At 68.8% G+C, this 7027-nt stretch carries 6 protein-coding genes; 2 read left to right on the top strand and 4 right to left on the bottom strand.

What is annotated here, in order from left to right; all coding sequences use genetic code 11:
- The first annotated feature begins 132 nt into the window (after positions 1 to 132).
- The gene (locus tag SPR02S_RS15305; RefSeq protein ID WP_019057853.1) at positions 133 to 483 is read left to right on the top strand and encodes a hypothetical protein; all 351 of its coding nucleotides are present in this window, start codon (positions 133 to 135) and stop codon (positions 481 to 483) included.
- A gap of 63 nt (positions 484 to 546) precedes the next feature.
- Here the strand turns inward: SPR02S_RS15305 and SPR02S_RS15300 are convergent, their stop codons facing one another.
- Both SPR02S_RS15300 and SPR02S_RS15295 read right to left on the bottom strand, forming a co-directional pair.
- Positions 547 to 2505, bottom strand: a complete 1959-nt coding sequence (locus SPR02S_RS15300) for a ricin-type beta-trefoil lectin domain protein (protein ID WP_019057852.1) — start codon at positions 2503 to 2505, stop codon at positions 547 to 549.
- A gap of 123 nt (positions 2506 to 2628) precedes the next feature.
- Positions 2629 to 3027, bottom strand: a complete 399-nt coding sequence (locus tag SPR02S_RS15295; protein WP_019057851.1) for a VOC family protein — start codon at positions 3025 to 3027, stop codon at positions 2629 to 2631.
- Between the two features lie 107 nt (positions 3028 to 3134).
- On the opposite strand from SPR02S_RS15295, the gene SPR02S_RS15290 reads away from it, so the two are divergent.
- Complete coding sequence (locus SPR02S_RS15290; protein ID WP_019057850.1) at positions 3135 to 4121, top strand: helix-turn-helix transcriptional regulator; 987 nt, start codon at positions 3135 to 3137, stop codon at positions 4119 to 4121.
- Positions 4122 to 4264: 143 nt separating this feature from the next.
- On the opposite strand, the gene SPR02S_RS15285 is transcribed toward SPR02S_RS15290, so the two are convergent.
- Positions 4265 to 4918 carry a TetR/AcrR family transcriptional regulator gene (locus SPR02S_RS15285; RefSeq protein ID WP_026150555.1) on the bottom strand — a complete coding sequence of 218 codons (654 nt, stop codon included), beginning with the start codon at positions 4916 to 4918 and terminating at the stop codon, positions 4265 to 4267.
- A gap of 177 nt (positions 4919 to 5095) precedes the next feature.
- On the bottom strand, positions 5096 to 6952 hold the full coding sequence (locus SPR02S_RS15280; RefSeq protein ID WP_043258297.1) for a cellulase family glycosylhydrolase: 1857 nt from the start codon (positions 6950 to 6952) through the stop codon (positions 5096 to 5098).
- Positions 6953 to 7027: the final 75 nt, after the last annotated feature.

The raw sequence follows: 7027 nt of genomic DNA, 5'->3' as shown, positions 1-7027 counted from the left end.
ACTGGAGTGGGCGACCTCCTGCCCGCCCCCGCGGCACAACTTCCTCACCCTCCCCCGCATCCGCAGCGAATCCCCGGCGTTCGACCTCCACCACTCCGAGATCCCGGCCCAGGAACGGGAGTTGACGCCCCGGTGACCTCCATGGACGAACTCCCCCTGGACCGGCGGACGTTCCTCAACGAGATCGAGGGGCACCTGCTGATCGCGGCCGCCCGCACGGAGGGTCGTACGGCCGCCGCCCGCTTCACCGCCCGGCTCGACTGGCTCACCGACGGTCAACGGGCCGAAGTGGAACGGCACTTCGAGGCGGAGTACCTCACCCTCACCCGCGCCTCCTGGGAGCGGACGGCCGAGCGGGGCAGGCAGTTGCGGGCCGAGTACGAGGAGACGTACCGGCGCCTGCGCCAACGCCTCCTCGCCGCCTGCCTGTTGGGGTGTGCGCTGCTCGCGGCGACGGGACTGGTCACCGTCGCGCTCACCTAGGGACGCGCGTCCCGCCGGCCCTGACGACCGGCGGGACGATGTGCTGCGCAGCGGCCGGTACGGCTACGTCAGCGTCCACTTCTGGTTGTTCGCCGTGCCGCAGGTGTACAGGATCAGCAGGGTGCCGTTGGCCGTGGCGGCACCGGACGCGTCCAGGCACAGGCCCGCGTTGACGTTGGTGAGGGTGCCGTCGGAGTTGGCGGTCCACTTCTGGTTGTTCTGGCCGTTGCAGTCCCAGATGACGACCTTCGTGCCGTTGGTGGTGCCGTTGTTGTAGGCGTCCAGGCACTTGTTGCCGTAGACCACGAGTTCCTTGCGGGAGGTGTACGTCCAGGCCTGGTTCTGGCCGCCGTTGCAGTCCCAGATCTCGGCCTGCGTGCCGTTGGTGATGGTGTTGTTGTAGACGTCGGCGCAGCGGCCGGACCCGGTGCCGACGACCAGGGAGCCGTTCGTGCCCGGGATCGGCTGGACGTTGATCGTGCCCAGGGTCGGGAGTGAACTGCCCGTCAGGGTGAGGGAGTTGGCCGATCCCTTGGACAGGTTGGCCTGCACCGAGATCGTGCCTGCGCTGGAGCCGGTCGGCGGGAAGGAGACCGTCGTCGCGGTCTGACCGTTGACCTGGAGGCTGCCGATGACGGCGGTGGAGCCGGTGTTGGTGTAGGTGACGTCGACGACGTTCAGGCCGGTGCTCGCCGCGCTGATGCCGGTGTACTTGCCGGTGGAGGTGGCGGTGTAGTTGGTACTCGCCGCCTCGGTGCCGCCGCTGATCTTCAGGAACACGGAGCCGCCGGCCGGGACGCTGGCCGTGTAACTCGTGCCGTAGGAGCCGATGTTGGCGCGGGACCACAGGTCGCGGACGGTCGCGGACGCGGTGGTCAGGCCGAGGTCCGACCAGCGGACGGTGATGTTCTGCGCGGCGGAGGTGCGGTTGAGGAGGGTGACCGCGCGGTTGCCGAGGCCCGAGAGAACCTTGCCGTAGACCTGGAGTCCGGTCGTGTCCTCGGCGACCTTGACGCCCTGGAGGCCGCGTGCGTCCTGGTCGACCGCGATGACCTCGGGGTTGGTGAGGATGCCGGTGGTCTCGGTGGTGAGGGTCGTCAGGTCGTTTCCGGCGAGGAGGGGTGCGCCGGAGATCGCCCAGAGGGCCATGTGGGTGCGGTTCTGGGCTGCGGTGAGGCCGGTCATGCCGACCATCAGCATGTCGGGGTCGTTGTAGTAGCCGGTGTGCTGGGCGGCCGGGTGCAGGCCCTGGTCGAAGTTGGACAACATGTTCGTCGTCGACGGCGAGTTGCCGTAGTAGATGATGTCCGTGCTCGTCCGGTACATGGGGGCCAGGCCCGGGGCCCAGTTCCAGGGGTTCTGGTAGCCCCAGTTGCAGATCGAGAGGGTCAGTGCGCGGCCGGTGCTGGCGGTGGCCTTGGTGACCGAGGCGCTGAGCGCCTTGTACGCCGTCGCCGCCTCGAGGCCCTCCGCGTCACCGCCGCACCAGTCGACCTTCACGAAGTCGAAGCCCCACTGCGAGAATTGGAGCATGTCCTGGTCGTAGTGGCCCTCGCTGCCGGTGTTCGCGGCGGCGGGTCGACCCGTCGGGTAGTAGTAGCCGCAGCCGTTCGCGCCCGCGTCCGTGTAGATGCCGGCCTTGAGGCCCTTGCTGTGGATGTAGTCGGCGATGGCGCTCATCCCGCCGGGCCACTCGCTGGTGTCGACGGTGATGTTGCCCGCGCTGTCGCGGGTGCCCTGCCACCAGCCCTCGTCGATGTTGATGTACTTGTAGCCGGCCGCCGGGAGGCCGGCGGCGACGAACGCGTCGACCTGCGCCTTGATGACGCTGTAGTCGATCTTCGCGGCGAAGCTGTTCCAGGAGGCCCAGCCCATCGGGGCGGTGGGCACGGCCATCTGACGGGTCGTCGAGGCGACCGGGGCCGACTGGAGTGGGTCCGCGGGCGCTGGTCTGGTGAAGAGAAGCAGGGTGACTGCCGCTGCGGCCATCGCGAGGGCACGCAGGAAGGGGGTGCGGAACATGCGGCTCCTTTGCCGATATTTCGAACCAGGATCGATTAGCCGAACGAAATGGCGCGCTGAAAGTAGAGCCACTGGAGGACGAAGTCAACGGCTGTGACACGAGGGGCAGTTGGCAGCCACGCATCAGTGGTCCTGCCGTCGCACAGCTTCAGGAGTGACCGGCGTGAAGAAGTTGATCAGGTTGCCGTCGGGGTCCCGGAAGAGGAGGGAGCGGTTGCCCCAGGGCATCGTCGTCGGCTTCTGGACGATCTCGCAGTCGAGGGGTGCCAGACGCTCGAATTCGGCGTCGACGTCCGCCACACGGAACTCGGTGATTACCGAGTGGTTGGCGGCGGGGCGAGCGGAGCCGGTACCGAACAGGGCCACCGTACGAGTGCTCGCGACCGCCAACGTGCAGGTGGGCGTGGCGAGTTCGGCGAAGTCGGGGGTCGACCAGGTGGCCGTCACGCCGGTGACCTGTTCGTAGAAGCCGACGAGTCGGGCGACGTCGTCGGTGATGACACGGATCGAGACGAAGTTCATGGCGGCTTCCTGTCAGAGGTCGTAAGGGGTGCCGGATGAAGCGGCGCCTCCCACGCTAGGACCGATACCGGACAGCTTCCGCCCGCTATCCGAGGCAGACTTTCGGCGTGACCACATCGACCGCCCGCGTGCTCGCCCTGCTGGAGATCCTCCAGGGCGACGGCCTCCGTACCGTCCCCGACCTGGCCGCCCGGCTGGGCGTCGACGAACGCACGGTCCGCCGTTACGTCGGCCACCTGCTGGAACTGGGCGTACCGGTCGACTCGGTGCGTGGTCGCTACGGCGGCTACCGGCTCGCCCCCGGCTATCGGATGCCCCCGCTGATGCTCACGGACGAGGAGGCCCTGGCCGTGCTGCTCGGGTTGCTGGCCGGGCGAAGGGCCGGGCTGGTCACCACGTCCGCCGCGGCCGGCGAGAGCGCCACGGCGAAACTGCTGCGGGTCCTGCCCGCCGCCCTGCGCCGACGCCTGGACGCCCTGCTGGACACGGCCGACTTCACCGCGCGACCCCGTGCCGCCACCTCCATCGCCCCGGAGACGGGGGTACTGCTCGAACTCGCCGAGGCCGCACTGCACCGCCGGCCCGTGGCGATCGGCTACACCGACCGGAAGGGCCAGGTCAGCGACCGTACCGTCCTGCCGTACGGCCTCGTGGCGCATGCCGGGCGGTGGTATCTGACCGGCGCCGACCCCGCCCACGGCGAGGTGCGCACCTTCCGCCTCGACCGGATCACCACCATGGACGTGCGGCCGGGCTCGTTCGCCGTGCCGGCCGAGTTCGACCCGGCGGCCACGGTGCTGGACAGCCTCGCGCGCACGCCGTGGACCCACGATGTGTCGCTGCGGATCCGGGGCGAGGTGCCGCACATTCGCCGCCATCTCCCGGCCGAGATCGCCACCCTGTCCACGCCCGCCGGAGCGGTGGACGACGACTGGGTCCGCGTCCGGATCCGGGCCGAGCGGCTGGAGTGGATCCCGCCGGTGCTCGCCGCCCTCGACCGCCCGTTCGTCATCGAACGTCCCGCCGCTCTGCGCGATCTCGTACGTGCGCTCGCTCGCCGCCTGGACGAACACGCCACGGACGACTCGGTCTAGGTCGTGTCCGCGAAGTCCCTCCCCCACTGCCTTAAAGGCGTGGGAGGTGCCCCCAGCCCCGCGACGCCCGGCACGCACTCTCGCCGTACCGGACGCCGCGGGGCCCGCCCTTCGGGCGGACGACGGGACTTTGCGGACACGACCTAGCGCTTCCAGCCGGGCGGCTGCATGATCCCGAGGAGCTGTCGGACCAGTTCCTCCACGACCTCGTCCAGCGTGGCGTCCACCCAGCCCGCGCTCCAGTCGTGGAGCAGGCCGTTGACGCTGCCGATGAAGGCCGCCGCGGCGATCCGGTAGTCGCGGCGTGCCGCCTCGCCGCGCTGGGCGGCGGCCCTGGCCTCGGCGCAGATGAGGTTGATCCAGCGGGCTCGGCGGGCCAGCCGCTGCTCCTCCAGCCGGGCGCTGACGCCGATGATCTCGACGAAGGTGATGCGGATGCGGCGCGGATCGACGGTGACGTTCGCGGCGTAGGCCTGGAAGATCACGGTGGACCGCTCGGCGAGCGACAGGCCCTCCGCCGATTTCAGCGCCACCAGCACGGCTTCCTCGGCCCAGTCGTTGACCTGGAGATGGAGGGCGGCCAGGACGTCCTCCAGGCTGCGGAACTCCTCGTAGAACTGCCGGGTGGACAGTCCCGCGGCCTCGCTGAGCGCGGCGACGGTGGTGGCGCGGTAGCCGGGGGTGTCGCCGAACAACTGGAGCGCGGCGTCCAGGAAGCGTCCGCGCCGCTCGGCCTGTCGCTGCTCGGCGGACTTGCCGCCGTAACGACCGGTCGGCGTCTTGAGCCTGCCCACCACTGTCACACCTCTGTCTCGTTGACCACCGGACAATCTTGTCGTGTCCGTGGCCTTCCGGAAAAGGGCACTCCTCCCACACTTTCCTTCAAGTTCACTCCGAATTTGCATATGTACGAATGTCTTCACATGAACACGAAGGAGCGCCGGTCTTCAGGAAGACCGGCGCCCCTCTGGTGCTCAGCTGTGCGCTGCCGCCCACGTGGCCAGTTCGGACTTGGCCGCGCTCAGCAGCGTCGAGGAGGGGCTCGACGCGCCGTTGGTGATCAGGGCGTAGTGCAGGGTTCCCGAGCCGGTGGCCGAGAGCAGGAGGCGGTGACTGCCGGTGCCGCCGGGCTCGTTGGCGTAGCCGATCGCGGTCGACGACGTGTAGGCCGGGACGCCAGAGATCGCTCCCAGGTCGGAGACCACGGTCGTGGACGCGGCCGGGAAGGACGCCGGGAGGTGGAGTTCGGTCGGTGCGGTGGAGCTGTTGGAGCGCCACATCAGCAGGCCGTACTGGCCGGAGCCGACCAGCGAGGACACGTTCGGGAGGGTGCTGGGGACCGGGTTCCAGGTCAGGGTCGTGGAGCCGTCTCGGGAGCGGTCCTCATAGGTGAAGGCGACGGTGGTGCCGGCGGTCGCGCCCGGGTAGATCCGGTCCAGCAGGCGGACGTCCTGACGGAGTGTCACCGTGCCGGAGTCGGTCATGTTGACGGCCGACAGGTCCTCGTCGTTCCAGGCGTCACCGGAGGTGAGCACCTTGTCGGGGTTGTCGTTCATCAGCTCGCTGTGGCGGCCGTTGTAGATGTCCCACTGCCACTGCGTGCCGGAAAGGACCGGTCCTGAGCCGGCCGGGTTGGACCACCAACTCGCGCCCGGCAGGCGGGAGTCGAGGGCCTGGTACATCGCCTTGAGTACGGTCGGCGCCTTGCCCGAGACCGTCCCGGACAGCGGATGCCCGAACTCGCTGACGATGGCGGCGGTGCCGGCCGCGGTGGCCCGGTCACGGACCGTGCCGAAGTCGGTCGAGTACTGACCGTCGGCCGCGTTGCCCCACATCAGGATGCCGGAGATCGCCTTCTGGTCGTAGAAGTGGGTGTTGAAGACGTACCGCGACCCGAGCGTGCCCGCGTCGAGGAGTCCGCCCACCTGCACCTGGCTGGAGATGTTGGAGTTCCAGAAGAGGTTCGGCTCGACGAGGGCGGGCTTGGCGCTCCAGCCGGCCGCGTCCATCCGGGCCCGGAACTTCACATAGAACGGCCAGAGCAGGTTCTGCTCCCAAGTCCGGCTGGTCTGGCCCGAGTCGTAGGTCCCGGCGAAGGGCTCGTTGTACGGGTCGAAGCCGACGACGCCCGCGAACTCCTCGGTGGTGAGGTGCTGTTGGATGTACGTCATCGTCGACTGCGCGGTGGCGAGGAAGGAGTCCTGGAGGCCGTAGTTGTTGTGCCAGAAGTCGTACTGCGCCTTGGTCACGGCCGAGTTCTGGGTGATGTTCTGACCCCAGAAGAGGCAGATGCCGCAGGACTCCTGGGGGTAACTCCCCAGCGCCACCGCCCACTTGGGGGCGCCGTCGCCGGTGTACCAACTTCCGCTGTTGAACAGGTACTTGGAGTAGAGGTCCTGGTGGAAGTCGGGGTAGACGCGGATACCGGCGTCGAGGAACGCCTGCATCTGCGCGGTGGCGGCGGCCAGGTACGTGGTGTCGACCTGACCCCGGACGGGCTCGGCGTAGGCCCAGGAGAGCAGGAAGCGGACCGAGTTGCCGCCGCCGAGGGCGCGCAGCGCGGTCGCGGACTTCTTCGCGTCGGCGACCGAGGCGAAGGGAAGACCGTCGTTCTCCGCCAGTTTGGTCTCACCGGAGACGTTGTAGCCGCGCAGCACGACCTGGCGGCCGTAGCTGTCCACGAAGCTGCCGTTCTGGACGGTCAGCGCCGAGCCGTCGAACCAGAGGGAGTCGGTTGGGGTGGCGGCGGTTGCTGGCCCAGCGCCCAGCACCGACAGGAATCCGCAGAGGACAACCAGGACAACGATCAAACGCGCCCGGATATTCGTCATGTCCACTACAGTCCGGTGATTTCCGGACACTGTCAACACTTCTGACTCACGAGTAAGTCTGCGCTCTACAAGCCC

Origin of the sequence: Streptomyces prunicolor NBRC 13075, from assembly GCF_000367365.1 — a bacterium.
GTDB lineage: Bacteria > Actinomycetota > Actinomycetes > Streptomycetales > Streptomycetaceae > Streptomyces > Streptomyces prunicolor.
Note: the sequence above shows the minus strand (reverse complement) of the source record. Positions and strands in the feature narration are given on the sequence as shown.

What these genes read in the sequence shown, in the direction of transcription:
- SPR02S_RS15300 (WP_019057852.1), bottom strand. Translation starts at nt 2,505, where the DNA reads ATGTTCCGCACCCCCTTCCTGCGTGCCCTCGCGATGGCCGCAGCGGCA.
- SPR02S_RS15295 (WP_019057851.1), bottom strand. Translation starts at nt 3,027, where the DNA reads ATGAACTTCGTCTCGATCCGTGTCATCACCGACGACGTCGCCCGACTC.
- SPR02S_RS15280 (WP_043258297.1), bottom strand. Translation starts at nt 6,952, where the DNA reads ATGACGAATATCCGGGCGCGTTTGATCGTTGTCCTGGTTGTCCTCTGC.